This window comes from Sphingobium lactosutens, from assembly GCF_013393185.1.
Lineage (GTDB): Bacteria > Pseudomonadota > Alphaproteobacteria > Sphingomonadales > Sphingomonadaceae > Sphingobium > Sphingobium lactosutens_A.
This window is the reverse complement of the sequence record NZ_QJQX01000037.1, coordinates 144,617-169,304: the sequence shown is the minus strand read 5'-3', so window position 1 is coordinate 169,304 and position 24,688 is coordinate 144,617. Positions and strand designations below refer to the sequence as shown.

Sequence of the window (24,688 nt, the reverse complement as noted above, 5' to 3'; positions counted from 1 at the left end):
TCCCGCACCGGGACAGCTGAAGATTAACCCTGAATGCCAATGGCCAAAATGGTAAATATTTCGTTAACCAGCCATCATGCGAAACCGACCTCTCGTCCTTACCACCGAATCGGCCCGGCATCCGTTCCGCCAGCGGTTGCCCGCCCATATATTCCGGGTGGTCGACGATCGCACGGCGCGCCGCAAGCGCCCGGTCGATGACGACAGCGACTGGAAGCTGTTCGCCCTCAGCTTTTGCGCCTTCTTCACGGCCTTCTACAGCTTCATCTATTAAGGCGCCGATCCGCGTGCCCTTCAGTGGCACAGGGGGCCGTCGCAGGCCTTGTGCAGCTTCCACGCCATCGCCGCGCAGGGCAGGGTGAGGATCGCGACCAGCAATAGCTGCATCACCACCGACATGCCCGCGATGCTCAGCCCGATCGCGCAGAGCGATCCCACCACCATCGCGCCGGAATTGACGATATTGTTCGCCGCCACCGTGCGCGCCGCCTCACACTTCTCGACCGTGGTGGTGAGGAAGGCGTAGAGCGGCACCACGAACATGCCGCCGAAGGTCGCGACACCCAGCAGGCAGAGCGACAGCGGCACCGCCAGCGGATGCGCCAAGAAGCCGCCGAGCGAGAGCATCTGTCCCTCCGGCGCGGGCGTCCACAGGTCGCATACGATATGGAAGGCGATGATGCACACCCCCATGCCGATCACCGATGCGGGCGCATATTTGGCCGACACATGGCCCTGCAACAGTCGGTTGATCGCGATCGACCCGATGGCGATGCCGATCGAGAAGATAGCGAGGAACAGGCTGGCGACCGGCTTGTCGGCGGTCAGCACATTCTTCACCAGCGGCGGAAACTGGATGAACAGGATCGATCCCACCGCCCAGAACAGGCTGATCGACATGATCGCCAGGAACAGGCGGCGGATATGCATCGTCCCGCGCACCAGTGTGATCGAGGACCGGATGATGTGGAAATCGATCGGCTGCTTTTCGAGCAGCGACGGCGCGGAGGGCACCTTGCGCCCGGCGACATAGCCGATCAGCGCGGTGACGATGATGCCGATCGCGGCCATCTCCACCGGGATGATGCCGGCCAGGATAGTGCCGGCCAGGATCGCGATATAGGTGCCTGCCTCGACCAGGCCGGTGCCGCCCAGCACTTCATCGTCGTGCAGATGCTGGGGCAGGATCGCATATTTGATCGGGCCGAAGAAGGTCGAATGGATGCCCATGGCGAACAGCGCCACCAGCAGCAGCGGGATCGCCAGCGTATGGATGGCGATGCCGCTCCAGATCAGCCCAAGGCCTATCGCACCCACAAGCATGATGGCGATTTCGGCCGCCTTCACCCAGCGGATGATGACCGCCTTGTCGCGCTGGTCGGCCAGCTGGCCCGACAAGGCCGACAGCAGGAAGAAGGGCAGGATGAACAGGCCCGTCGCCAGCGCGCTGAACCAGGTTTCCGACCGTTCGTCATTATAGACCTGGTAGACGACGAACAGCACCATCGCGTTCTTGAACAGATTGTCGTTGAACGCGCCCAGCAGCTGGGTGATGAAAAGCGGCAGAAAACGGCGCTTGTTCAGGAGCCTGAGAGAGGCTTGCATGGATAAGGGGGTCTTCTTTCCCGTTAGCGACCGGGGCGGGGTCTAGCGGCTGGCGGCGGCCCTGTCCAATGCCGTTGCACCCGCCGACATGCTTCGCTTGTGCGCAGCGCCGGTCTGTGGCAGTTCGCGCCCATGCTGACGCTCCCCAATTTGCTGACGCTTTCGCGCATTTTGACCGTGCCGTTGCTCGTCGCCCTGCTCTGGCCGGCCGATGTCGGCGCCCGCTGGATCACCGGTTATGCGCTGGCTTTCGGCCTTTACTGCCTGATGGGCATCACCGACTATTTCGACGGCTATCTGGCCCGCGCGCAGGGAACGGTGTCGAAACTCGGCGTCTTTCTCGATCCGATCGCGGACAAGATCATGGTCGGCGCGGTCATCCTGATGCTGGCGGCGACACGCGACATTGCCGGCATGCACATCGTCGCGGCGATGATCATCCTGCTGCGCGAGATTGCCGTGTCCGGGCTGCGCGAATTTCTCGCGGGGCTTCAGGTTTCCGTGCCGGTGTCGCGCCTCGCCAAATGGAAGACTACCTTCCAGATCATCGCCCTGGGCGCGCTGATCCTGGCGGGCGCCGTGCCGCAATTCCCCTTCGTGCAGATGGTGGGGATCGCGACGCTCTGGGCCGCCGCCATCCTGACCCTGGTCACGGGCTGGGATTATCTGCGCGTCGGCATCAAGCATATGGATTGATGCGATGGCGCCGCTGATCATCATCTATTTCGCCTGGGTGCGCGAGGGCGTAGGTCGCGATGAGGAGCAGGTGGAGAGGCCCGGCCCGGACACCACGGTCGCCGACCTCGTCGCCTCACTGGCGGCGCGCGGCGGCGGATATGCCGAGGCGCTGGGCGATTCGGCCCGGCTGCGCGCGGCGCTCGACCAGCGATTCGTGCCGCTCGACACGGCAATCGGCGACGCCCGCGAAGTGGCGCTCTTCCCCCCGGTGACGGGCGGATGAAGCGGATCGCGATCCAGTCGGACGATTTCGACGTCGCAGGCGAGCTTGCCGCGCTGGAGGCGCTCGGCGGAGGCGGCGTGGCCAGCTTCACCGGCATAGTGCGGGGCGAGGGCGGGCTGGTCGCGCTCGAACTGGAACATTATCCCGCGATGACGCAGGCGCAGGTCGAGCGCATCGTGGAGGAAGCGCTGGCGCGCTGGCCGTTGCTGGGCGTCAGCATCATCCATCGTTTCGGGCGACTGGAGCCGGGCGCGCGCATCGTTTTCGTCGGCGCCGCCTCGCGCCATCGCACCGCGGCGCTGGAAAGCTGCGCCTATCTGATCGACTGGCTCAAATCGCACGCTCCCTTCTGGAAGAAGGAGCATTTCGCCGACGGCGCGACCCAGTGGGTCGAAGCCCGCGCCGAGGATGAGGCGAAGGCGAAGGAGTGGGGTGAAGAGCGAGGGCGTGAGTGAGTCTTGGCGGGCGGATTAAGCGACTGATCGTCAGGCGGATATTTGCGCCTGCTTTACAGCGGGTGGGAGCACCATTAAGCCGGTCCCGTTGGGGCAATGGCAGAGTCCGGAGCGGCAGTGGCCGCCGGGCTAATCAGGATGGATCCGTGCATAGTTTAGATTCTCGCGTCGACGAAACGGCCGTGCGTTTCGCCTATATGTATCTGCTTGGCCGCAATCCCGAAAATGAAGCGGTGGTTCAGAATGGCGCTGCCTTTGAGCGGAATATCCGCCAGCTGCGTCATGACGTGATGCAAAGCGCTGAGTGGGCATGCACGATCAACCAGCAAGTACAGGACAGGATGATATCGTCCTATCTGAAATGTGCGATCGAGAAATTCAGCACGATCAACGATAAGGGTGCCAGCGGCGAGATCATGGTCGTCCAGACCGCCGATGCCGAACGATATAGTGGTCTTTTGGCCATTTCATCGCAATTCAACAGAAAATATGCGGATATCCATGGGCTGGGCTACCAAAGCTATGTGGGTGTGAAGCGCGGCGCCTTTCCCCACCACGCGATGTATAATCGCATCTACATGCTTAACGACCTGATCGATGAGGGCTTTTCCGGTTGGGTCGTCTATGTCGATGCGGATGCGATTTTCTCCCGCCCCGATTTCCCGATCCGCTCCTATCTTGCATCGTTGCGCGACGATGGGAAAATCATGGCGCTGCATTCCGTCTATCAGAAAGATGATCCGCGATATGATTGGTGGAACATCAACAATGGCGCTTTCGCCATAGATTTGTCATCGGCGCTGGCTCAGAATGCCGTGCGTGCATGGCGCGGAATTTACACCGATTTATACAGCATGGATGATTATCGCCAGGCGTCGAGCTGGGATAGCATCATCATCAACGATCAGGCGTCAATGAGCTCCATCCTGCGCCATTTCAACATGGAGCCACATGTGCATCTGGGCGATCTGCAATCCACGGCCGGGTTCGTCACGCAAGTTCTGCGCGCCATCTGCGATCAAGTTTCCCCCGACCAGGAAATGGAGCAGCGTAAACAGCAACTCATGTCGATCGGACAAGCAACCTACGGGAACTGACGGTCGGATCGCCGCTGCGCAATGAAACGGATCGGGATCGCTGCGGCGGTTCCGTAGTCAGGCGGCTTCCGGCAATCGGCAACTGATCTCCGCCGCATCCCGCAAGATTTCCGCGAGCATGTGGAATTCCTTCTCGCGCGGGCTGTTCTTGCGCCACACCAGCGCGATGTCGCGGGACGAGCGTTCGGATTCCAGCGGTCGCGCGGTGATCTTGGTATGCTCCAATATGCCGCCCGCAATCGCCATTTCCGGTATCATCGTCACGCCCAGCCCATTGTCGACCATCTGGATCAACGTGTGGAGCGACGTCCCCATCATCGTCGCATTGGCGCGCAGGTCCGGCCGGTTGCACGCGGCCAGCGCATGGTCCTTCAGGCAATGGCCGTCCTCCAGCAGCAACAGCTTGCTCTCGTCGATCATGCCGGGCTTGATCCATTCGGGCGGATTGGTCGGCTCATCCTTCGGGAAGGCGACATAGAGGCGGTCCTGGAACAATATCTCGCTGTCCAGTTCGCCCATGGGAAAGGGCAGCGCCAGCAGCACGCAATCGACATTGCCGTGGCGCAGCGATTCGATCGCGGCCTGGCTGGTTTCTTCGCGCAGATAGAGCTTCAGCTCCGGTCGCTCGGCCCGCAGCCGGGGCAGCAGGCGGGGCAGCAGGAAGGGGGCGATGGTCGGGATCACGCTCATGCGCAATTCGCCGGTGAGCGGTTTGCCTGAGGCTTCGGCGATCGCCGCCAGTTCCTCCGCCTCGCGCAGGACGCGGTGCGCCTTCTCCACGATCCGGTCGCCCAGCGCCGTGAAGCGCACCACGCGGCGGGTGCGCTCCACCAGCGTGACGCCAATCAGCGATTCCAGTTCGCGGATGCCCGCCGACAGCGTCGACTGGGTCACGAAACAGCTTTCGGCCGCCTTGCCGAAATGGCCCTGCTCCTTGAGCGCAACCAGATATTGCAGCTGTTTCAGGGTAGGCAGGTAACTGGACATTTATCGGCTTCCTCGATCAGAAAGCCGAATATAAGCGGTTCAGCCAATATATCCAAGCCATTTGGCCACGCCGAACATCGACGTCAGGGTCAGGATGACGCCCACGGCCGAGAAGAGCAGGCGGGGCGCGACATGGCGGGCCAGCATGGCGCCGAACGGCGCGGCCACGACGCCGCCGATCAGCAGTCCGACCGTGTAGGTGGTGAACGTCTCCCAACCCAGATGGATGAGGAAGGTCAGGCTGATCGACAGGGTGAGAATGAACTCGACCGTGTTGACCGTGCCGATCGTGTGGCGCGGGCTGGCCCCCTGCAACAGCAGGTTCGACGTGACGATCGGTCCCCAGCCGCCGCCGCCGCTGGCATCCATGAAGCCGCCGAACAGGCCCAGCGGCGTCACCCATTTCGGGTCGCGCGGCTTGGGCGGCAGATGGAAGCCGCGCCAGATGAGATAGACGCCGATCGCGGCGAGATAGGCCTGGACGAAGGGCTTCACGACCGCGCCGTCGATGTTCGACAGAAGATAGGCGCCGGCCACGCCGCCGATCACGCCCGGAATGATGAGCCTGGCGAACAATGTCCAATCGACATTGCGATGGAGAATATGGCTGATGGCCGATACGCCGGTGGTGAAGGTTTCGGCCGCATGGACGCTGGCCGAAGCGCGGCTTGGCGGCACCCCCAGGGCGAGCAACAGGGTACTGGAAATGACGCCATAGGCCATCCCGAGCGCACCGTCGATCATCTGGGCGCCGAAACCGATCAGGATGAAGGGCAGAATGTCGCCGAAATTGGCGATGAAGGCGTCAATCATCCGTTGTCCTTTGGTTTGATTGTCTACCTCAGTGATAGGCATATGTCGGATTGCAAAGCAAGATTCCCTTTCTGGCGGAAAAGCGGATATTCCTGCCGGTCTGGAAAAAATCCAGCCATGGCATTATGTAGGACTGCGTCAGGAAAGAATATTCAGGGACGCGGGCATGCTGGGCAATCTTGTTGCTTATCTCGATTCGGTGAAGGCACGCGACCCCGCGCCCCGATCCCGCGCCGAAATCCTGCTCTATCCCGGCGTCTGGTCGCTGGCTTTCCACCGTGTGGCGCATCGCCTGTATGGCGCCCGCCTGTTCTTTCTCGCGCGGGCGGTGAATCATTTGTCGCGCTTTCTGACCGGTAATGACATCCATCCCGGCGCGACGATCGGCAGGCGTTTCTTCATCGACCATGGCTTCACCGTGATCGGGGAAACCGCCGAGATCGGCGATGACGTCACCCTCTACCAGAATGTGACGCTGGGCGGGACCGATCCGGCCAACGGCATCGCCGGCAAGCGGCACCCGACTCTCGGCGACGGCGTGATCGTCGGGTCCGGCGCGCAGGTTCTGGGACCGGTCCAGGTCGGTGCGCGGGCGCGGGTCGGCGCCAATGCGGTCGTGACCAAGGACGTGCCCGAAGGGGCGACGATGGTGGGCATCCCGGCGCGGCAGATGCTGGTGGACGTCACCGCCTATCAGCGCGAATTCGTGCCTTATGGGACGCCCTGCACGGATTGTTTCGATCCGGAAAAGCAGAAGCTGGAAATGCTTCAGTGCGAGGTCGAGCAATTGCAGAAGCGTCTTGCCGAACTGATGGCGGAGCAGGGCAAGCCTGACCTCGTCGATCAAGCTGCGCTGTTCAAGGAGCGCGGCCGGGCCTGATGACCAATATAACGCCGTTCCCTGCGGTTTCGCCCGGACAGGTGGGCTTCGACCGACTGGAATTGCAGCGGATCATGGATCTCTACGGCCGGATGGTGTCGGCTGGCCACTGGCGCGACTATGCCATGGACATGGGGCGGGATGCCGCGATCTTCAGCGCCTTCCGCCGCTCCGCCGAGCGGCCCGAATATCGCATCGAAAAACGCCCCGCGCTGCGCCATCGGCAGGGCATGTGGGCGCTGGTGGGGGAAGGCGGCCATATCCTCAAGCGCGGGCAGGATCTGCAGAATGTGCTGGCCCCGGTCGAGCGCAAGCTGCTGCGCCTCGTGGAGGACTGACCCCGCCTTGGACAGGGTCATATCGGCTTGATACAGCCGGACCATGTTGTCCGCTCTCATCTATCTCTGCGCTGCCGTTGCGGAAATCGCCGGATGCTTCGCTTTCTGGGCCTGGCTGCGGTCGGGGCAATCCGCGCTGTGGCTGCTGCCCGGCTGCGCGTCGCTGATCCTGTTCGCCTGGCTGCTGACGTTGGTGGACACGTCGCAGGCGGGCCGCGCCTATGCGGCCTATGGCGGCATCTACATCCTGTCCGCGCTGATGTGGCTCTGGCTGGTCGAGGGGGTCCGGCCCGATCGCTGGGACATGGCCGGCGTGACCCTCTCGCTCGTCGGCGCAGCGGTGATCTTCTTCGGCCCGCACCGCAACGGGTAGGAAAACGGGCGCCCCGTTCAGGAGCCGCCCGTTTTCCTGCATTCACGCCGCCAGCGTGGCGTTGTCGATCACGAAGCGATATTTCACGTCGCTCTTCAGCATCCGCTCATAGGCGGCGTCGATCTCCTGGATCGCGATCATCTCGATCTCGGCAGTGATGCCCTTGTCGGCACAGAAATCGAGCATTTCCTGCGTCTCGGCAATGCCGCCGATCAGCGATCCGGCGATCGCCCGGCGCTTGAAGATCAGCGCTGCGACATTGGGCGAGGGGTGCGCATGTTCCGGCACGCCCACCAGCGTCAGCGTCCCGTCCCGCTTCAGCAGCGTCGTGAAGGCGTCAAGGTCGTGGCTGGCCGCGACCGTGTTCAGGATGAAGTCGAAGCTGTTCGCATGCGCAGCCATTTCCTCGGCGTTGCGCGACACCACCACTTCGTCCGCACCCAGGTCGAGCGCGTCCTGACGCTTGGCATCGGACGTGGTGAAGGCGACGACATGTGCGCCCAGGGCATGGGCCAGCTTGATGCCCATATGGCCAAGCCCGCCGATGCCGACGATGCCGACCTTCTGCCCCGGCCCGGCCTTCCAGTGACGCAGCGGCGACCAGGTGGTGATGCCGGCGCAGAGCAGCGGCGCCACGGCGGCAAGCTGCTCAGGCGCATGGCTGATCTTCAGCACGAAATCGTCCTTGACGACGATGCTCTGCGAATAGCCGCCCAGCGTATGGCCGGGGGCGTCGGCCGTCCGGCCATTATAGGTGCCGGTAAAGCCATTTTCGCAAAATTGCTCCAGCCCCTCGTCGCAGGCCGAACAATGCTGGCAGCTGTCGACCAGACAGCCGACGCCGACCGTGTCACCGACCTTGAACTTAGTCACGTCGCCGCCGACCGCCGTGACATGGCCGACAATCTCATGGCCGGGGACGCAGGGATATCGGGTGCCGTCCCATTCGGAGCGGACCTGATGGAGGTCCGAATGACACACGCCGCAATAGGCGATGGCGATCTGCACATCGTGCGCGCCGACCGCGCGTCGTTCGATATCGATGGATTCCAGCGGTTTGTCGGCGGCATGCGCGCCATAGGCTCTTACGCTCATTGGGTGGTCCCTTTGATGCTGATGGGGTCGCCAGGGGGCTGGCGAACAAGGATAGGGAGAGGCCGTATCTTTCTGTACGGTCCGGTATAGATAAACCGGATATCGCCGCGATCAAGCCCGGCCATTGCGAAAGGAGCGGGGGGCGCTATCTCTGCCCCCATGTCCGGCCCGCAATCCCCCGACCGTTTCAACGAAGACAAGGCGACCTACACCGTCACCGGCAGCCAGCCCGATATCGATACGGGCGTGGAGGCGATCCGCACGACGCTGAAGACCCTGCCGACCCGCCCCGGCGTCTATCGCATGCACGATGCGCGCGGCGATGTTCTCTATGTCGGCAAGGCGCGCGCGCTCCGGAACCGCGTCGCCAATTACACCCAGGTCGACCGCCTGCCCAAACGGCTCCAGCGCATGGTCGCCCAGACCCGCAGCATGACGATCGTCACCACCAACAGCGAGGCGGAAGCGCTGCTGCTGGAGGCGCAACTCATCAAGCGCTACCGCCCGCCCTACAATGTCCTGCTCCGCGACGACAAAAGCTTTCCCTTCATCCTGCTGCGCGACGATCATGCCTTCCCCCGCGTCCAGAAGCATCGCGGCGCGCGCAAATATAAGGGGCGCTATTACGGTCCCTTCGCCAGCGCCGGATCGGTGACGCGCACCATCAACGCGCTGCAGAAGCTGTTCCTGCTGCGCAGCTGCACCGACAGCTTCTTCTCCAACCGCTCGCGTCCCTGCCTGCTCTATCAGATCAAGCGCTGCTCGGCCCCCTGCGTCGATCGCATCGATGAGGGTGGCTATGCCGAACTGGTCAAGGACGCGCAGGATTTTCTCGGCGGCAAATCGACCGCCGTGCAGAAGAAACTGGGCGCGGCCATGGAGGCGGCGGCGGAATCGCTCGACTTCGAGCAGGCCGCCGTGCTGCGCGACCGGTTGAAGGCGCTGACCTTCATCCAGGGGTCGCAGGCGATCAATGCCGAGGGGTTGGGCGATGCCGACATCTTCGCGCTGGCGGAAAAGGGCGGAGCGATGTGCATCCAGGCCTTCTTCATCCGCGGCGGCCAGAATTGGGGCCATCGCAGCTTCTTCCCGGTCCACACCGCCGACGTCGCGACGGAGGAGGTGCTCGAAAGCTTCATGGCGCAATTTTACGAGGAAGTGCCGCCGCCCAAGCTGATCCTCACCGATCGTGAACCGGCCGAATGCGAACTCATGGCATTGGCCCTGTCGGAACGAATCGGCAGCAAGGTGCGGATCGAGGTGCCCCAGCGCGGCGACCGCACCCGCCTCATCAAACAGGCGCAGCGCAACGCAGTGGAAGCGCTCGACCGGCGGCTGGCCGAAACGACCAGCCAGGGTCGCATCCTCGACGACATGGTCGAGGCCTTCGGGCTGGAGGGCGTCCCCGACCGGATAGAGATCTACGACAACAGCCATATCCAGGGCGCGCACGCCTTGGGTGCGATGGTGGTCGCGGGACCGGAAGGCTTCCGCAAGAACGCCTATCGCAAGTTCAACATGAAGAACCCCGAAATCTCGAACGACGATTTCGCGATGATGCGCGAGATGTTCGAACGCCGATTCGGGCGCGCCCAGAAGGAAGACCCCGATCGCGACAGCGGCGAATGGCCCGACCTCGTCCTGATCGACGGCGACAAGGGGCAGCTATCGGCCGCCCGCACCATGCTGGAGGAAATGGGGATAGAGGATGTCTGCATGATCGGCGTCGCCAAGGGGCCGCATCATGGCCGCGAGGGGCGGGAGGTGTTCCACCTGATGGACGGCCGCGAAATCACCTTCCCGCTCAACCATCCGGTGCTTTTCTACCTCCAGCGCCTGCGCGACGAAGCGCATCGCTTCGCCATCGGCGCCCATCGCGCCAAGCGCAGCAAGGCGATCACCGTCAGTTCGCTGGACGAAGTCCCCGGCATCGGCCCCGCCCGCAAGAAGGCGCTGCTGATGCACTTCGGCACCGCCCGCGCCGTCCGCGACGCCGCGCTCGAAGACCTCCAACGCGCGCCCGGCGTGTCGAAGGCCGTGGCGCAGCAGGTCTACGACTATTTCCACGGGTGAGGGGGCGGTCGTCGGAGGACTGCCTTCTTTTGTGCCGTCGATCCGGCTGCGCGGGAATGACGAAGAAGGGTGGTTAGGAGGCTGTCTGCTTTTGGAGAGATGACCGGCTATAGCTGACGTCTCGTGGTAAAAATCAGTCGGCCTCAATCGCCCCATTGCAGAAGTTGAATATCACAGTCATTCTGTTGGAATGAAGATAGCCGAACGCATCCTATATGCCTCCTGTGGAGCACATTGCGCAGCCGCTTTCACGGGATTAGCCGTTAATTGGAGAGCATTCTATTACGGTTCGTTCGTGACTGGCTCACTCGCTGCGATCTTCCTGTCCGTTTCTTGGTTCCGGCAACGTCGAACGGCTTCAAAGGGCAACTAACCACCCGATTTTTTCATTCAGCCCTCCACTTGCCATACGAATGAGCATCCGGTTCCAGAGGCGCGGATGATTTAACGGAGTGACAAAAAATGGTCGCCTCCCGCCATTCCCCTTCTTCGTCATGCCAGGCTTGACCCGGCATCCCGCTGCCTTTCTGCCCGCCGCGTAACATCTTGCTATCAATGTAGGATTTTCTCTGATCTACCCTGTCAAATGAGCCGTTCCGTCCCACACGCCCGTCCTGCCGACCCCGCCGCCAGAATAGTGACCCGACCGTGACCCGGATGGAGCGCATCCGTGACCTGACCGGTGCGTCGGCGGGGCGTCGCCATGATCCACATGGCGCGTCCCCGTCGCGTGCGCGGCGCGTTGCAGTCACTTTCCTGGCGCAAACCGCCTGAAATCGCTAGGTTCCGGCGGTCTGCAACGGTGTGAACTTCGGCGCTGTGATCCAGCCGTGACCCGGCGCCGGACTTGGAGCCAGCCGCGCCTGCCCCTAGAAGAGGAACTATGCCCGGCTTCACCACCTCCGCCATCGTCTGCGCCCTTCGCCCGCATGGCGAACATGGCGCGATCGCGCGGTTGCTGACGCCCGATCATGGCCTGATGCCGGGCTATGTCCGGGGCGGGCGATCGCGCGCGCTGCGGCCGGTGCTGCTGCCGGGCAATGTGGTGAAGGCGGAGTTTCGCGCCCGGACCGAGGACCAGCTGGCAGGCCTCACCGTCGAACTCGCCCACAGCCGCGCGCCCCTCCATGCCGAGCCTTTGCCCGCCGCCGCGATCGACTGGAGCTGCGCGCTCACCGCCGCGACCCTGCCCGAAGCGACGCCCTATCCGGCGCTGCATCAGGCGTTGGAGGGATTGCTCGACGCCGTGGAAGCGGCGCCGGCCGCGCGGGGCTGGGCGGTCGCGCTGGTCCGCTACGAACTGCTGCTGCTCGCCGAACTGGGCTTCGGCCTCGACCTCACCCGCTGCGCCGCGCTGGGGCAGGCCGACGACCTCGCCTATGTCAGCCCGCGCAGCGCCGCGGCGGTCAGCCGGGCGGCGGCGGTCGGCTATGAAAACCGCCTGCTGCCCCTGCCGCCCTTCCTGCTGGAAGGCGGAACGGGCGACTGGACGCAAATAATGGACGGCCTGCGCCTCACCGGCTTCTTCCTCGAACGCTCGGTCCTGACCGACCGGCGCGCTGATGTGCTGGCGGCGCGGGAAAGACTGGTCGAGCGGCTCAAAAGGGCGGTTGCGTGAAACCTCCTGTCTCCATAAGGGGCAGCCACCTAATATAAGGAGTCTCGCCATGTTGATCGCCCTGTTTCCCGGAGATGGTATCGGCCCCGAGATCGTCGCTCAGGCGAAGCGTGTGCTCGATGCACTGGCGATCGACGGCCTGACCTATGAAGACGGCCTCGTCGGTGGCGCGGCCTACAAGGCGGTCGGCCATCCGCTGCCGCCCGAAACGCTCGACATTGCGAAGCGCGCCGACGCCATCCTGTTCGGCGCGGTCGGCGATCCCGACTGCGACTCGCTCGAACGCCACCTGCGCCCCGAACAGGCGATCCTGGGCCTGCGCAAGGAACTGGGCCTCTTCTCCAACCTGCGCCCGGCCAAGGTCTTCCCCGAACTGGCCCATGAATCGGCCCTGAAGCCCGAAGTCGCCGGTTCCATCGACCTGCTGATCGTCCGCGAAACCAATGGCGACGTCTATTTCGGCGAAAAGGGCTTCCGCACCACCGCCGACGGCCTGCGCGAAGGCTATGACATCATGTCCTACAACGAAGCCGAAGTGCGGCGCATCGCCCATGCCGGTTTCCAGGCCGCCCGCGCCCGTCGCGGCAAGCTCTGTTCAGTGGACAAGGCCAATGTGCTGGAAACCAGCCAGCTCTGGCGTGACGTGGTGATCGAGGTGTCGGCCGACTATCCCGACGTCGCCCTGACCCACATGTATGTGGACAATGCCGCGATGCAGCTCGTCCGCAACCCCGGCCAGTTCGACGTCATCGTCACCGGCAACCTGTTCGGCGATATCCTGTCGGATCAGGCGAGCATGTGTGTAGGGTCGATCGGCATGCTGGCGTCGGCGACGCTGAACGGCAGCGGGCAGGGATTGTATGAGCCGATCCATGGTTCCGCGCCCGATATCGCCGGGCAGGGCAAGGCCAACCCGCTGGCGACGATCCTGTCGGCGGCGATGATGCTGCGCTACTCGCTGAACCTGCCCGAACAGGCCGACCGCATCGAGGCTGCCGTGGCGAAGGCGCTGGCGGGCGGCGCGCGCTCACCGGACCTTGGTGGCACGATGAACACGGTGGAAATGGGCGACGCGGTCCTCGCCGTCCTCTGATGTCTCGGTTCGTCGCATAAGCGACGGAAAGATTTAAGTTTTGCGGCCCCATGCCGATCTAATCGAAAAATGGGGTCGCAACTATGGTGATGGTGTTGAGGCAGGATCATGATGGTCTGCGCCTGTTGATGCGGGAATTTGCGCAATTGCTGGCCGTCGCCAGCATAAGGGATATGCCGGATCTGGCACGCCGCCGGATCGCCTTTTCGCAGGCGTTTCGGGAACATATGGGGCGTGAGGATGCGATGGTGCGCGACCTCGGCCGTCGCTCTCCGACGCCGCAGGCGACAGGCGTGGTGCGGGAGCATGGCCGGGCGATGGTTGCCCTGTTCCTGCGTTACAGTGACCATGTGAAGGACTGGGCTCCGGCGCAGATCAATGCCGACCTCGCCGGCTATCGCAACGCGGTGCGGGCATTGCAGAACGGTTTCCATGACCGGATGGCTTGGGAAGAACAGCATCTCCATCCGCTGCTGGAAGGCCCGACACTCCGGGCGGCCTGAGGTTCAGGGCAGGACGGGGCCAATCCCTGCGCATCGGTCCTGTCCTATCCTGCGCCCGATCGATAAAGGCGCAGGATGACCGATCTTTCGCTCGCCTCGCTCCGTTCCGCCGCCGCCATGGTCCATGCGCAGGTGCCGCCGACGCCGCAATATGCCTGGCCGCTGCTCGGCCAGCGGAGCGGCTGCGACCTCTGGGTCAAGCATGAGAATCATACGCCGACCGGCGCCTTCAAGGTGCGCGGCGCGATTACCTATATCGACTGGTTGCGGGCGACCCATCCGCAGGTGAAGGGCATCATCACCGCCACCCGCGGCAATCACGGTCAGGCGCAGGTGCGTGCGGCTAAGGCGGGGGGCCTGTCCGTCACCATCGTCGTTCCCCATGGCAATGCGCTGGAAAAGAACCGCGCGATGCGCGCCTTCGGCGCCAACCTGATCGAACATGGCCATGACTTCGACAGCGCCAAGGCGGAAGCGCTGCGGCTGTCGCAGGAGCAGGGGCTGTTCATGGTCCCGGCCTATCATGGTGAACTGGTGCGCGGCGTGGCGAGCTATGGCCTGGAACTGTTCGACGCGGTGCCGGACCTCGACACCGTCTATGTCCCGGTCGGCTGCGGATCGGGCCTCTGCGGCACGATCGCGGCGCGTGATGCGCTGGGCCTGAAAACGAAGGTCGTCGGCGTCGTCTCCGCCCATGTCGACGCCGCCAAGCGCAGTTTCGAGGCCGGACGCCTCATCTCCAGCCCCACTGCCTATACCTTTGCCGATGGCGTCGCGGTCTGCACCCCTGTTCAGGCGGCGCTCGATTATTTCGGGTCGCGTGCCGACCGGTTCGTCGCCGTAACCGACGGTGAAGTGGCCGAAGCGATCCGCATCTATTGGGAGGATACGCACAATCTGGCCGAAGGCGCGGGTGCTGTCGCGCTGGCAGCGCTGATGCAGGAAAAAGAGGCGATGCGCGGCAAGAAGGTTGCGGTTATTCTCTCGGGCGGTAATGGCGACAGGAGCCAGATGGCCGAGATATTGAGCGGGGCTACCCCGCGGGTAGAATTGCGGAAGGCGATATGAAGCGGAAGAGCGGGCAGAACCCTGAAATCACCAGGAACTGGAAGCCGGCGACGCTGGCCGTTCGCGGCGGCACGGCCCGCAGCGAATATGGCGAGACGTCGGAGGCGCTCTTCCTGACCAGCGGCTATTGCTACGACCGGGCCGAGGACGCCGCCGCGCGCTTCGCCGGCGATCAGGTCGGCATGACCTACAGCCGCCTCCAGAACCCGACCGTCGAGATGCTGGAACAGCGCATCGCCCTGCTGGAAGGGGCGGAGGCGTGCCGCGCCACCGCCACCGGCATGGCGGCGATGACGGCGGCTCTGCTCTGCCAGTTGTCGGCGGGCGACCATGTCGTCGCGGCGAAGGCGGCCTTCGGCTCCTGCCGCTGGCTGGTGGACACACTGCTGCCCAAGTTCGGCATTCAGACCACCACGATCGACGGCGCCGATGTCGCGGCCTGGGAAGCGGCGGTGAAGCCCAATACCAAGGTCTTCTTCTTCGAAACGCCGGCCAACCCGACCATGGACGTGGTGGATATCGCGGCCGTTTGCGCCGTCGCCAAGACGCATGGCATCACCACCGTGGTCGACAATGCCTTCGCCTCGCCCGCGCTCCAGCGGCCGATGGAGTTCGGCGCGGACGTTGTCGCCTATAGCGCGACCAAGATGATGGACGGGCAGGGCCGCGTGCTCGCTGGCGCCGTCTGCGGCACGCGCGACTGGATCGACAATGTCCTGCTGCCCTTCCACCGCAACACCGGCCCGACGCTCAGCGCCTTCAATGCCTGGGTGGTGCTCAAGGGGCTGGAGACGCTGGACCTGCGCATCCGCCGCCAGAGCGATAATGCGCTGAAGGTCGCGCGCTTCCTTGAAACCCGCCTGCCCAAGATTCTCTATCCGGGCCTCGAAAGCCATCCGCAGCATGCGCTCGCCATGAAGCAGATGGAAGCAGCCGGGCCGATCTTCTCCCTCTATGTCGGTGGCGGCCGGGCGGAGGCGCATGGCCTGCTCAACGCGCTGGAGCTGGTCGATATCAGCAATAATATCGGCGATTCGCGCTCGCTCATGACCCATCCGGCGTCCACCACCCATTTCGGCATGGCGGAAGAAGCGCGGCTGGAAGTCGGCATTACGGAAGACATGCTGCGCCTCAATGTCGGGCTGGAGGATGCGGACGATGTCATCGCCGATTTCGACCAGGCTCTGCGCGCGATAGGCCGTTGACGGACATGGGGGTTAAGGCGCATTTCTGAACCATGACGACCACTTTTGCGCTCTTCCCCTTCCACGCGACGACGCGCGATATCGGCGTCCATGTGGCTGTCACCTATCTGCCCGAACAGTCGGAGCCGGATCGGGGTCGCTGGTTCTGGGCTTATCATATCCGGATCGAGAATATGGGCGACCAGCCGGTGCAACTGCTCACCCGGCACTGGGTCATCACCGATGGGCGCGGGTCGCAGCATCGGGTCGATGGCGACGGTGTCGTGGGCGAGCAGCCGGTGGTGCAGCCGGGAAAAAGCTATGACTATGTTTCGGGTTGCCCACTCAACACGCCGACCGGCTCGATGCAGGGCAGCTATCGCATGATCGGTATCGGCGGCGAGACGTTCGACGTGGCCATTCCCCATTTTGCCCTCATCGCCCCGGCGGTGGCCGAATGAAGCGCACCCATTTGCCGCTGAACGGCCTGCGCGTGCTGGATGCGGCGGCGCGGCACCTGTCCTTCACCCGCGCGGCGGACGAACTGGCGGTGACGCCGGCGGCCGTTGGCCAGCAGATCCGCGCGCTGGAGGATATGCTGGGCGTGGTCCTGTTCCGCCGGACGCCCAAGGGGCTGGAACTGACGCCCGAAACCGAAGCCGGCCTCGATGCCCTGCGCGCCGGTTTCCTGGAGTTCGAGGAAGCGGTTCGCGCGATGCAGGCGGGCCAGTCCAGCCATGCGCTGACCATCGCCGCGCCGCGCGACATCAGCGCCAAATGGCTCCAGCCGCGCCTTGCGACCTATGCGACGGGGCAGCCCGACCTGACCTTCCAGCTGATCGCCGCAGACGAAGCGCTGGACTTTACCGAGGCCAATCTGGACATCGCCCTGCGCCTCACCGACAGCGCGGGCGAGCATGAAGGCATCAAGATCGGCGAGGCCGCCTATGTGACGGTCGAGGCGGCGGCGGGCGGTCCCGACCATCGCATCGACTGGCCCGGCTGCCCGGCCGGAGACAAACCTGCGACCATCCGCGTCGCCGACGGCGGCTTGGCGATCGAGGCGGCGGCGAATGGCTTCGGTCGCGCGCGCGTTCCGCTGCTGCTGGCGCAGGCCGATCTGGCGGCAGGCCGGGTGCGGCAGGTGGGCGACACGACGCCGACCCTGCTCGCCTACTGGCTGATCGCGCCGCTGCCCCAATGGCGGCAAAAAAAGGTCAAGGCACTGGTCGAGGCGCTGACGGCCTAACGCCTGCGCGGCTTGGCGGCATTCAATTCCGCCGCAGCCTGTATCAGCGCCATGAACGCCGCATCGTCGATCGCATCGCCTTCGTGGATATCGATCGCGCGGCGGACATTGCCGTCCAGGCTGGCATTGAACAGGCGGGCCGGATCATCCAGCGTCGCGCCCTTGGCGAAGGTCAGCTTGATCGCGCTCTTGTAGCTTTCGCCGGTGCAGAGAATGCCGTCCTTCTCCCACACCGGCACGCCGCGCCATTTCCATGTCTCGACTACATCTGGGATGGTCTGGTGGATCAGACCGCGGACCTTGGCCAGGGCTTCGCCGCGCCAGTCGCCCAATTCGGCGATCCGCGCATCGATAAGGGCCGATGGGTTGCTCGCTTCCTGATCCGCCATGCGATGCTCCGTTCAGATGTCCTGCGCGATCCGTCCATAGAGTTCCGGCCGGCGATCGCGGAAGAAGCCCATGCCGGCGCGGTGGATCTTCGCTTTGCCAAGATCCAGCGTCGCGACCAGCGCGCCATTATCCTTCGCGTCGGCCTCGGCCAGATAGTCGCCCCATTCGTCGCTGATGAAGCTGTGGCCGTAGAATCTTTGGCCATCCTCATCCCCGATGCGATTGGCGGCGATCACCGGCATGCAGTTGCTGACGGCATGGCCGATCATCGCACGACGCCACATGCGGCTGGTGTCGAGTTCCGCGTCATAGGGTTCGGAACCGATCGCGGTCGGATAGAAAAGCATCTCCGCGCCCATCAGCGCCATGCAGCGCGCGGTTTCGGGATACCATTGGTCCCAGCATATCCCGACGCCGACCGTGCCGTACTTAGTCTTCCACACCTTGAAGCCGCTATTGCCGGGGCGGAAATAATATTTTTCCTCATAGCCGGGACCATCGGGAATATGGCTTTTGCGATAGACGCCCATGATCTCACCCTCATCGTCGATCATGGCGAGCGAGTTGTAATAATGATGGCCGTCGCGCTCGAAATAGCTGGTCGGAATATAGACGCCCAGTTCCTTCGCCAGCTTGCGCATTTCCTGCACCGCCGGATGCTCGTCGGTCGGCTGGGCGGTGGCGAACAGCGCTTCATCCTCGACGCGGCAGAAATAGGGGCCTTCGAACAGCTCGGGCGGAAGGATGATCTTCGCCCCGCGCATGGCGGCCTTGCGCACATGGTCGGCGACCAGCGCGATATTGTCGGCCATGTCGTCCGAAAAGGCGAGTTGCAGGGCGGCGACGGTCACGCGGGTCATTCTTCACTCCATGGCGGGGAACAGCGCGCCATATAGGGAATGTCCGCCGGACATGCCACCGGGCTTGTGATCAGAGCAGCGACGTCGCGTGGCTCAGCACCAGGTCGCACAGCTTGCTCTTGGCCTTCGCCTTGAGGCCGCCGATCGACAGCACATTCTGGTCGGTCTGGATCGTGCCGCTCTGCCCCAGCTTGAAGCCACTCGATTCGGCGACGCCGGGCTTTCCGGTCAGCTTGCCCAGCACGGAACTGGCGCTGGTGGCGTTCACCAGCTTGTTCTTCACGCAATAGCTGAGGACGCCCGCCGCATTGCCGGCTCCGACCGAGGCGATATTGGGCAGCGCGCCACCCATCAGCCCACCAAGGTTAGACAATTGAGCGGAGGAGGCGGTCGCGCCGCTGAGGATGGCGAGCGTCAGCGCGGCGCGGATGGGCATGCGGGTCATGGGCATTCTCCCTGCCCGGCGACTCCGGCCGGGTCGGGGCGAAGCCTGATCCCATCCGCGCCGATGCGCAACGCCGTTCGTCAGCCGATGGACGGCATCTGCTGACTGCAACAATGGAAGCTGCCGCCGCCCGACAGGATCGCGTCGCTGCGCAGGCCGACAATGTCGCGATCGGGGAAGAAGGGGCGGAAAGCGTCGAGCGCCGCCTGATCGTTGGGCTGGCCATAGATCGGCACGATGACGGCGGCATTGCCGACATAGAAGTTCATGTAGCTGGCCGGGATCGCCTCGCCATCCACCAGCACCAGGCCGGGGGAGGGGATGTCGACCACCTCGACGCCGAACGCCTTGGCGCGGGCGCGGGCGTCGGTATAGAGGGCGGCGTTGGGATCGTCCTGCGTCGTCGCGATCGGCAGCGCCAGCTTGCCCGGCGCCACGAAGCGGGCGAGATTGTCGACATGGCCGTCGGTATGGTCGTTCAGCAATCCGTCGCCCAGCCACAGCATGTCCGACAGGCCCAGCGCACCGGCCAGCAGCGTCTCGATCTTGCCGCGATCCAGATCGGGGTTGCGATTGGGGTTGAGCAAGCATTGTTCGGTCGTGACGAACAGGCCGGCGCCATCGGTATCGATCGCGCCGCCCTCGAACACCCAATGCTGGGTGGAGGTCGCCATGCCGGTGGTCGCGGCCAGCCGCGCGCCGATATCCTCGTCGCCCGGCATCTGATATTTGCCGCCCCAGCCGTTGAAGCCGAAATCGACCAGCGCGCGGCCTCCCGAGCCGTTCAGCACCGCGATCGGCGCGGTGTCGCGCAGCCATACATCGCCCAGCTTGTGGACGGCGATCTGAACGCCGGGCGCCAGCAGCGCGCGCGCCGCCTCCGCATCGCCTTCATTGGCGACGACCAGCCGGACTTCCTCGCCCTTGCCGTCGGCATGGAGCGCGCTGGCGAAGGCCGCGATCTGCTGCCGGGCTTCCTCGAACGCGCCGGGCCATTCGGCGGGGTTGGTCGGGAAACCGATCCAGGTCCAGTCGTGCGGGGCCCATTCGGCAGGCATGCGGAAAGTCATGGCTTTTGTCCTTGCTCGGCGGGAAGGCCGATCCGTAAAGTGCGGGAGTGTTGCGGGCTCCATAGCGCGCTCGATAGGGTCTGGACAGGGGCGCAAGCCATGAAGAAGAGAGTTTCCACCATCGCGGCTGCGCTGCTGCTGGCCCTGTCCGGCGGCGCGGGGGCAGGCGAACTGCCCGACTGGCTGACCGGCGAATGGACGCAGGAAAATGGCGATCGCTGGAGCGAGGAAGTCTGGACCCTGCCGCGCGGCGGGACGATGATCGGCGTGGGTCGGACGGGACGGGGCGAAAGCCTGCGCTCCTGGGAAGTGATGCGCATCGTGCGGGCCGCCGATGGATCGCTGTCCTTCCATGGCGCGCCCGAAGGCGGTCCAGCGACCATCTTCCCCGTGGTCGAGCAAGGGGTCCGTGATATCACCTTCGCCAACGCGGGCCATGATTATCCGCAGCGCATCCGCTATTGGCGCGAAGGCCGCCTGCTGATGGCCGAAACGTCGAAGATGGACGGCAGTTCGGCGCAGAACTGGACCTACGCGCCCGCGGGGAAATAGGCGTCAGGCGATGATATGCGGTACGAAACGAGCGCCATTGCCGGTGATGGGGCCGTCTTCGCGGATGCCCATGCCGGCCGGTTCGCCATCGACCACCCAACTGCCCAGCACGGGCCGCCGTTCGCCTTCGCCGGGCAGGGTGAAGAGGCGCTGATACACATGGCCTTCCTCGCCATAGTCTCCGCCGCTCTGCGCCACAGTCATGCCGTCCCTGACGATGCGGACATTGGCGCCCTCGCGCGCGAGCAGCGGCTTTGCCACATGATCGCCCGCTATCGGAGCGCGGCTCGCCTCCAGCAGGTTGGGATGGCCGGGGAATAGCTCCCATAGGATCGGCAGGATCGCCTTGTTGCTCCAGATCATCTTCCAGATCGGCTCGATCCAGAGCGTCGAGGACAGGCTTTCGATCACCTCGCGGCCAAATGGCTCATGCACGATCCATTCCCATGGATAGAGATGATAGAGCGCATCGATCGGGCGATAGTCCAGGTCGACGAAGCGGCGACTGGCGCTGTCCCAGCCAAGATCCGTCGTCAGGATCAACTGGGTATCGATCCCCGCCTCCCGCGCCAGATCCGCCATATAGGCGACCGTCACCGCATCCTCGCCCATATTGCCGTCGACATAGGTGAGATGGAGCATGGACGTGCCACGCGGCGGCGCGATGGCGCGCCATCGGGCGACCAGCCGCTCATGCAGGCTGTTGAACTGGTCGGCGTCCGGAAAGGCGCTTTCCTTCCAGTCCCACTGTATGACCGAGGCTTCCAGCAGGCTGGTCGGCGTATCACAGTTGAACTCGAACAATTTGGGCGGCCCGGCCCCGTCATAGCCGAGGTCGAACCGGCCATAGTTGAGCGCGGCAGGCTCTCCGTCCCAGCTTTGCCGGATCGCCTCATGACAGAAATCGGGAATACCGAAATCGCCGAGCAGGCCGTGATCCAGCACATGCTGGCCCGCGTCGATGAAGAGGCGATAGAGTTCCGCCGTCGCCGTCTCGATTTCCTCGATCTGCGCAGGCGTGAAGCGATAGGCGGCGGTTTCGTCCCAATAGGGCTGGGCGTTCGCACCGTGCCAGACGAGGCCAAGTTCCTCGACCCGATGCTGCCAGTCGGGGCGAGGCGTGCAATCGATCCGCTCCATCAGCTGAGGCTGCTGCGCCCGGAGCCGCCCAGTCCGCCGCGCGTCACCGTGGCGGGCGACGCCTGACGATAGATCTTGCCGAAGGTCGGCGCGATCGATCCGCCGCTCAAGGGCTGGCCGACCCGCGCGACCGGGCTGCCGCGACTGAGGAAATACCAGGCGAATGCCGCCGTGCCGACGCCACTGCTACGCGAATGACAATTGCTGTCCTCGACCCGACGACCTTGCGCATCCTTGCACACGCGCAGGTCGGAATCGGCAGTGTCGGGACTGCGCGAACAGCCGGTGGCGAGAAGGGCGGCGGCGACTGCGGAAGTGATCGGCAGGACGCGCCGGTCGAATTTCTGGCTCATGCGGTCTTTATAAGCAGGAAGATGAAGGGCTGGCGACAGATTTTCCCGTCGCCAGCCTGCTCTTCACTTCCCGGCCCGGTCCTTGTCGCGGATGGCGCGGAACTCGTCGCCCTCTACCCAGTTGGGCCAGTCGCTCGTGGACGCCAACTCGCGGCCGACGCCATAATAGAGCTTCAGGTCCGCCAGCACGCCGGTCCAGTCCCAATTGGGATCATATTCGTCCTTGGGACCATGATAGCGGTTCTTGGTATAATCTTCCGCCGCGGCCATGCCTGCGGCGGTGCCGCCCTTCACCAGATCCTCGCCGCCCTCGAAATAGAGCATCGGCAGGCCGTGCTTGGCGAAGCTGAAATGGTCGGAGCGATAATAATAGCCCTTTTCCGGCGTCGGTTCGAGCGTCGCGACCCGCCCCTGTGCCGTCAGCGCACGATCCAGATAGGCGTCGAGCTGCGACTTGCCCTTGCCGATGACGACGACATTCCTGGCGAGGCCCGCGACGCTGAGCGCATCCATGTTCACGCCGCCGACCGTCCTGGCGAAGGGGAAGACCGGGTTCCTGCCATAATAGTCCGATCCCAGCAGGCCGGATTCCTCACCGGTCACGGCCAGGAAGACCTGGCTGCGGTCGGTGGGGCCGGCCTTCACATTGGCCTGCGCCAACGCCACCAGAGCGGCGGTGCCGGTGGCATTGTCCACCGCGCCGTTGCAGATGTCGTCGCCGTCGGGCGCCGCCTGGCAGTGGCCCAGATGGTCCCAGTGCGCGCTGTAGAGTACATATTCGTCCGGCCGCGTCTTGCCCGGCAGCAGCGCCACGACATTTTTCGAGCTATGCTTGCGCAACTCATTGTCGAAGGAAACATTCGCGGTCACGCCGGTCAGCGGCACCGCCTTGAAGCCCTGCTTCTTCGCGGCCGCCATCTGCGCGTCGAGGTCCAGCCCGGCGCTGGCGAAAAGCGCCGCCGCCTTGTCCTTCGTGACCCAGCCGATCGCGGACGACTGGCCCGCATTGCCGTCGGCGCTGTCGGCGACATGCTGCGCGCCGGTCCAGCTCGACTGGACGACGTTCCAGCCATAGGCAGCCGGCGCCGTGTCATGCACGATGATCGCGGCGGCCGCGCCCTGCCGCGCGGCTTCCTCATATTTATAGGTCCAGCGGCCATAATAGGTCATGGCGCGGCCGTTGAAGGGACCGGTCAGCCCCTGCGTCTCATAGTCCGGGTCGTTGACCAGGATGACGACCGTCTTGCCCTTGACGTCCAGGCCCGCATAGTCGTTCCAGCCCTTTTCCGGGGCATTGATGCCATAGCCGACGAAGACGACCGGGCTGTTCTTCAGATCGATATGCTTTTCCGTGGTGCGGTAGGTGCCGATCACCATTTCCGGGCCATAGGCGGCGGTGACGGGCGTCTTGCCACCGCTGAAGCTGAGCGCGGAGACATTCTTCGCAGTGATCTCGACCAGCGGCACGTCCTGGAACCAGCTGCCCTTGTTGCCGGGCTTCAGGCCCAGCTTGCCGAACTCGGCGGCGAGCAGGGCGAGCGTCTTCTCCTCGCCGGCGGTGCCGGGCGCGCGGCCTTCGAACGCATCGGACGAAAGCTCCTTCACCAGCCGCTTCATCGTCTCGATCGACGGTTCGGCGCTCTTGGCGGCGGCGGACTTGGCGGGCGCGGCGATGCCCGCGGCAGGCGCGGACAGGGCAAGAATGGCGGCGATCGCTGCGATGGAACTGCGCATGATGTGTCCCTTTATTTTACGAATGCGCAGGTGATGCCACCGCGAGACCGGCCGCGCAAGAATGTTGCGCGCAGCAAAAAGGGCGGCTCCTTGCGGGGCCGCCCTTTTCTGTAACTCTGTTCGGAAAACCGATTAGCGCGAATAGAATTCGACGACCAGATTCGGTTCCATCTTCACCGGGTAAGGGACTTCGTCCAGCGTCGGAACGCGGACATAAGTGATCTTGGCGGTGCCGTCCGGCGACACATAGTCGGGGATGTCGCGCTCGGGCAGGCTCTGCGCTTCCAGAACCAGCGCCATTTCCTGCGCCTTCTTGCCCAAGGTGATTTCGTCCCCCGGCTTCACCAGACGCGAGGCGATGTTGCACTTCACGCCGTTCACATAGATGTGGCCGTGCGAAACGATCTGGCGAGCCGAGAAGATGGTCGGCGCGAACTTGGCGCGGTAGACGACGGCGTCCAGGCGGCGCTCCAGCAGACCGATCAGGTTCTGGCCGGTGTCGCCCTTCATGCGGCTGGCTTCGAAATAGTTCTTCTTGAACTGCTTTTCGGTGATGTCGCCATAATAGCCCTTCAGCTTCTGCTTGGCGCGCAGCTGGATGCCATAGTCCGACATCTTGCCCTTGCGGCGCTGGCCGTGCTGACCGGGACCATATTCACGCTTGTTGACCGGGCTCTTGGGGCGACCCCAGATATTCTCGCCCATGCGGCGGTCGATTTTATACTTTGCGCTGGAACGCTTCGACATGATCT

Annotated in this window: 29 protein-coding genes; 17 read left to right on the top strand and 12 right to left on the bottom strand. The window is 64.1% G+C overall.

Translation table 11 applies throughout. From position 1 onward, the window contains the following. The first annotated feature begins 76 nt into the window (after window positions 1-76). Window positions 77-274: a hypothetical protein gene (locus tag DM806_RS08430; protein WP_179042784.1), complete on the top strand. Its 198-nt coding sequence runs from the start codon at window positions 77-79 to the stop codon at window positions 272-274. A gap of 20 nt (window positions 275-294) precedes the next feature. Here the strand turns inward: DM806_RS08430 and DM806_RS08425 are convergent, their stop codons facing one another. Next, window positions 295-1,605: an MFS transporter gene (locus tag DM806_RS08425; protein WP_179042783.1), complete on the bottom strand. Its 1,311-nt coding sequence runs from the start codon at window positions 1,603-1,605 to the stop codon at window positions 295-297. A gap of 132 nt (window positions 1,606-1,737) precedes the next feature. On the opposite strand from DM806_RS08425, the gene pgsA reads away from it, so the two are divergent. The 4 genes from pgsA (at window position 1,738) to DM806_RS08405 (ending at window position 4,118) form a co-directional block, all read left to right on the top strand. After that, window positions 1,738-2,301, top strand: a complete 564-nt coding sequence (gene pgsA / locus DM806_RS08420; RefSeq protein WP_179042889.1) for a CDP-diacylglycerol--glycerol-3-phosphate 3-phosphatidyltransferase — start codon at window positions 1,738-1,740, stop codon at window positions 2,299-2,301. A 4-nt stretch (window positions 2,302-2,305) separates the two neighbouring features. Beyond that, the gene (gene moaD / locus DM806_RS08415) at window positions 2,306-2,566 is read left to right on the top strand and encodes a molybdopterin converting factor subunit 1 (protein ID WP_179042782.1); all 261 of its coding nucleotides are present in this window, start codon (window positions 2,306-2,308) and stop codon (window positions 2,564-2,566) included. Continuing rightward, window positions 2,563-3,021, top strand: a complete 459-nt coding sequence (locus DM806_RS08410; RefSeq protein ID WP_179042781.1) for a molybdenum cofactor biosynthesis protein MoaE — start codon at window positions 2,563-2,565, stop codon at window positions 3,019-3,021. Before moaD ends, DM806_RS08410 begins: the two co-directional genes overlap by 4 nt. A gap of 182 nt (window positions 3,022-3,203) precedes the next feature. Then, complete coding sequence (locus DM806_RS08405; protein ID WP_179042780.1) at window positions 3,204-4,118, top strand: hypothetical protein; 915 nt, start codon at window positions 3,204-3,206, stop codon at window positions 4,116-4,118. Between the two features lie 57 nt (window positions 4,119-4,175). On the opposite strand, the gene DM806_RS08400 is transcribed toward DM806_RS08405, so the two are convergent. After that, on the bottom strand, window positions 4,176-5,105 hold the full coding sequence (locus tag DM806_RS08400) for a hydrogen peroxide-inducible genes activator (protein WP_179042779.1): 930 nt from the start codon (window positions 5,103-5,105) through the stop codon (window positions 4,176-4,178). Window positions 5,106-5,144: 39 nt separating this feature from the next. Then, window positions 5,145-5,918, bottom strand: a complete 774-nt coding sequence (locus tag DM806_RS08395; RefSeq protein ID WP_179042778.1) for a sulfite exporter TauE/SafE family protein — start codon at window positions 5,916-5,918, stop codon at window positions 5,145-5,147. Window positions 5,919-6,084: 166 nt separating this feature from the next. Between DM806_RS08395 and epsC the strand changes: the two genes are divergently transcribed. Genes epsC through DM806_RS08380 form a run of 3 tightly spaced genes read left to right on the top strand, consistent with a single transcriptional unit; the run spans window position 6,085 to window position 7,509 of the window. After that, window positions 6,085-6,798, top strand: coding sequence for a serine O-acetyltransferase EpsC (epsC, locus tag DM806_RS08390; protein WP_179042777.1), 714 nt, complete (start codon window positions 6,085-6,087; stop codon window positions 6,796-6,798). Further along, window positions 6,798-7,136 (top strand): DUF2794 domain-containing protein, encoded by a 339-nt coding sequence (locus DM806_RS08385; protein WP_179042776.1) that lies wholly within the window; start codon window positions 6,798-6,800, stop codon window positions 7,134-7,136. The genes epsC and DM806_RS08385 overlap by 1 nt, the downstream gene beginning before the upstream one ends. A 43-nt stretch (window positions 7,137-7,179) precedes the next feature. Continuing rightward, window positions 7,180-7,509 carry a YnfA family protein gene (locus DM806_RS08380; protein ID WP_179042775.1) on the top strand — a complete coding sequence of 110 codons (330 nt, stop codon included), beginning with the start codon at window positions 7,180-7,182 and terminating at the stop codon, window positions 7,507-7,509. Between the two features lie 42 nt (window positions 7,510-7,551). Here DM806_RS08380 and DM806_RS08375 read toward each other — a convergent pair whose 3' ends face one another. Beyond that, window positions 7,552-8,604 (bottom strand): NAD(P)-dependent alcohol dehydrogenase, encoded by a 1,053-nt coding sequence (locus tag DM806_RS08375; protein ID WP_179042774.1) that lies wholly within the window; start codon window positions 8,602-8,604, stop codon window positions 7,552-7,554. A gap of 159 nt (window positions 8,605-8,763) precedes the next feature. Between DM806_RS08375 and uvrC the strand changes: the two genes are divergently transcribed. From uvrC to DM806_RS08335, 8 genes are all read left to right on the top strand, one after another. Beyond that, window positions 8,764-10,677: an excinuclease ABC subunit UvrC gene (uvrC, locus tag DM806_RS08370; protein WP_179042773.1), complete on the top strand. Its 1,914-nt coding sequence runs from the start codon at window positions 8,764-8,766 to the stop codon at window positions 10,675-10,677. Between the two features lie 883 nt (window positions 10,678-11,560). Next, complete coding sequence (gene recO, locus DM806_RS08365; protein WP_179042772.1) at window positions 11,561-12,295, top strand: DNA repair protein RecO; 735 nt, start codon at window positions 11,561-11,563, stop codon at window positions 12,293-12,295. Between the two features lie 49 nt (window positions 12,296-12,344). Further along, window positions 12,345-13,388, top strand: a complete 1,044-nt coding sequence (gene leuB, locus DM806_RS08360) for a 3-isopropylmalate dehydrogenase (RefSeq protein WP_179042771.1) — start codon at window positions 12,345-12,347, stop codon at window positions 13,386-13,388. Window positions 13,389-13,471: 83 nt separating this feature from the next. Then, window positions 13,472-13,891: a hemerythrin domain-containing protein gene (locus tag DM806_RS08355; protein WP_179042770.1), complete on the top strand. Its 420-nt coding sequence runs from the start codon at window positions 13,472-13,474 to the stop codon at window positions 13,889-13,891. Window positions 13,892-13,966: 75 nt separating this feature from the next. Continuing rightward, the gene (locus tag DM806_RS08350; protein ID WP_179042769.1) at window positions 13,967-14,959 is read left to right on the top strand and encodes a threonine dehydratase; all 993 of its coding nucleotides are present in this window, start codon (window positions 13,967-13,969) and stop codon (window positions 14,957-14,959) included. Further along, the gene (locus DM806_RS08345; protein ID WP_179042768.1) at window positions 14,956-16,164 is read left to right on the top strand and encodes a trans-sulfuration enzyme family protein; all 1,209 of its coding nucleotides are present in this window, start codon (window positions 14,956-14,958) and stop codon (window positions 16,162-16,164) included. Before DM806_RS08350 ends, DM806_RS08345 begins: the two co-directional genes overlap by 4 nt. Before the next feature lie 32 nt (window positions 16,165-16,196). Continuing rightward, window positions 16,197-16,604, top strand: coding sequence for a Co2+/Mg2+ efflux protein ApaG (apaG, locus tag DM806_RS08340; protein WP_179042767.1), 408 nt, complete (start codon window positions 16,197-16,199; stop codon window positions 16,602-16,604). Next, complete coding sequence (locus DM806_RS08335) at window positions 16,601-17,392, top strand: LysR family transcriptional regulator (protein WP_179042766.1); 792 nt, start codon at window positions 16,601-16,603, stop codon at window positions 17,390-17,392. The genes apaG and DM806_RS08335 overlap by 4 nt, the downstream gene beginning before the upstream one ends. Here the strand turns inward: DM806_RS08335 and DM806_RS08330 are convergent. The 4 genes from DM806_RS08330 to DM806_RS08315 form a co-directional block, all read right to left on the bottom strand. Next, window positions 17,389-17,781, bottom strand: coding sequence for a DUF1801 domain-containing protein (locus tag DM806_RS08330; RefSeq protein ID WP_179042765.1), 393 nt, complete (start codon window positions 17,779-17,781; stop codon window positions 17,389-17,391). The two genes, DM806_RS08335 and DM806_RS08330, sit on opposite strands and share 4 nt — an antisense overlap. A gap of 12 nt (window positions 17,782-17,793) precedes the next feature. Then, a complete protein-coding gene (gene aguB, locus DM806_RS08325; RefSeq protein WP_179042764.1) occupies window positions 17,794-18,642 on the bottom strand; it encodes an N-carbamoylputrescine amidase in 849 nt (282 codons plus the stop codon). Between the two features lie 70 nt (window positions 18,643-18,712). Continuing rightward, the gene (locus DM806_RS08320) at window positions 18,713-19,087 is read right to left on the bottom strand and encodes a DUF2501 domain-containing protein (RefSeq protein WP_179042763.1); all 375 of its coding nucleotides are present in this window, start codon (window positions 19,085-19,087) and stop codon (window positions 18,713-18,715) included. Window positions 19,088-19,167: 80 nt separating this feature from the next. Beyond that, the gene (locus DM806_RS08315; RefSeq protein WP_179042762.1) at window positions 19,168-20,157 is read right to left on the bottom strand and encodes an agmatine deiminase family protein; all 990 of its coding nucleotides are present in this window, start codon (window positions 20,155-20,157) and stop codon (window positions 19,168-19,170) included. 99 nt (window positions 20,158-20,256) lie between these two features. On the opposite strand from DM806_RS08315, the gene DM806_RS08310 reads away from it, so the two are divergent. Next, the gene (locus tag DM806_RS08310) at window positions 20,257-20,709 is read left to right on the top strand and encodes a DUF6265 family protein (RefSeq protein WP_179042761.1); all 453 of its coding nucleotides are present in this window, start codon (window positions 20,257-20,259) and stop codon (window positions 20,707-20,709) included. A gap of 3 nt (window positions 20,710-20,712) precedes the next feature. On the opposite strand, the gene DM806_RS08305 is transcribed toward DM806_RS08310, so the two are convergent. The 4 genes from DM806_RS08305 to rpsD all read right to left on the bottom strand — a co-directional run bounded on the left by DM806_RS08305 (window position 20,713) and on the right by rpsD (window position 24,683). Beyond that, window positions 20,713-21,849 carry a glutathionylspermidine synthase family protein gene (locus DM806_RS08305; RefSeq protein WP_179042760.1) on the bottom strand — a complete coding sequence of 379 codons (1,137 nt, stop codon included), beginning with the start codon at window positions 21,847-21,849 and terminating at the stop codon, window positions 20,713-20,715. Continuing rightward, window positions 21,849-22,202: a hypothetical protein gene (locus tag DM806_RS08300; protein WP_179042759.1), complete on the bottom strand. Its 354-nt coding sequence runs from the start codon at window positions 22,200-22,202 to the stop codon at window positions 21,849-21,851. Before DM806_RS08300 ends, DM806_RS08305 begins: the two co-directional genes overlap by 1 nt. 63 nt (window positions 22,203-22,265) lie before the next feature. After that, the gene (locus DM806_RS08295) at window positions 22,266-23,936 is read right to left on the bottom strand and encodes a M28 family peptidase (RefSeq protein ID WP_179042758.1); all 1,671 of its coding nucleotides are present in this window, start codon (window positions 23,934-23,936) and stop codon (window positions 22,266-22,268) included. Between the two features lie 132 nt (window positions 23,937-24,068). Further along, window positions 24,069-24,683 carry a 30S ribosomal protein S4 gene (gene rpsD / locus DM806_RS08290; protein ID WP_179042757.1) on the bottom strand — a complete coding sequence of 205 codons (615 nt, stop codon included), beginning with the start codon at window positions 24,681-24,683 and terminating at the stop codon, window positions 24,069-24,071. Between the last annotated feature and the right edge of the window lie 5 nt (window positions 24,684-24,688).